The following is a 1,421-nucleotide window of genomic DNA, read 5'->3' on the forward strand; positions in this document are numbered from 1 at the left end:
TCGAACATCCGGCCGGTACGGTTCGGCCCGTCAAGGTCGTTGGGGAAACCATCTGGCGTCAGTCTGTGATGAATAAATAGTTTCAGACGGCCTAAAAATAAGCTTCAAACAACACAAACACACATCAAAACAAGATTATATAAACGGTCAAAATGAAGGCCGTCTGAAAACAGGGTTGCCTCATTGAAAAAGGCGGCCCAATACAATAAGAGCGTCATACTGCTGAAATTGGAGTTTGTTGTTTCCATAGTTTATTATCCAGGAGTAGCCTTCCTATGAAAATCTCCCCACAAGTGGCGATGACACTTCGCCAGATTATGCTGATGAACTTCGGTTTCTTCGGCATTCAATACAGCTTCGGGTTGCAGCAAACTGCGATTAACCCGATTTTCAGCTTTCTTCATGCCGATCCGAGCCAGTTGCCGATTTTGAATATGGCAGGCCCGATTACCGGTTTGCTGGTGCAGCCGATGATTGGTGCGATGAGTGACCGCACTTGGGTGCCTGGATTGGGTCGCCGCCGCCCGTATTTCTTGATTGGCGCCATCGGTTGCAGCCTCTGTCTCTTTATCTATCCGCACGTTACCGCATTGTGGGTAGCTGTATTGTTGCTGTGGCTCTTGGACATCAGTAACAATACTGCAATGGAACCTTTCCGTGCCTTTATTGCCGATACGGTTCCTGAACATCAGCAATCTACCGGTTTCTTGATGCAGTCTGTGTTTACCGGTTTGGGTATTACACTGGCCAACGTTTCCCTCTATATCTTCCAGCAAATCGGTTGGTTGAAACAAACTTCCGAAGCGGGTATCCCGTATTGGGTATTCGGTTCGTTCTATATTGGTGCGGTTTGCTCTATCGGTTCGGTTTTGGTTACCGTTTTATCGACATCCGAACGCGAGCCTAGTCCTGCAGAAATGGCAGCCATTAAAGCGCAACCAAGTGGTCCGGCTCATGCTGTTAAAGATATTATCGTTGCTGTACGCGAAATGCCGACTGCCCTGAGGCAACTGGCTTTGGTGTATCTCTTCCAATGGTACGCACTCTTTATCTACTGGCAATATATTTCTCACAGTATCGTCCAATCCGTTTGGGATTCGACTGTTGAAAATACCGAAGCGTATAGTCAAGCGGTTGCATGGACCGGTTTGGTAAACGCTTCCTACAACGTTGTAACCTTTATCTCTGCTTTTGGCTTGATGTGGATGGCACGCAAATATGCCGCCAAATATGTTCATGCCTTTGCCGTAACCCTTGCCGCACTGGCCTTGCTTAGCATTCCGCACATCGGTAATAAATACTTAATGTTTGTCCCAATGATTGGTTTCGGTGTCGGTTGGGCAAGTATGATGGGCGTGCCGTTTATGATTGTGGTCGGTTCTATTCCGAAAGAACGTTATGGCGTGTACATGGGTATTGTG

Annotated in this window: 1 protein-coding gene; it reads left to right on the forward strand. The window is 47.4% G+C overall.

All coding sequences use genetic code 11. The features are described 5' to 3' along the window. Nucleotides 1–275 precede the first annotated feature (275 nt). Nucleotides 276–1,421 (forward strand): MFS transporter (locus ACTHUM_RS14105; RefSeq protein WP_440403182.1); only part of this gene is annotated, 1,146 nt, incomplete at its 3' end.

The sequence above is a fragment of the Neisseria sp. P0021.S006 genome, assembly GCF_051956895.1.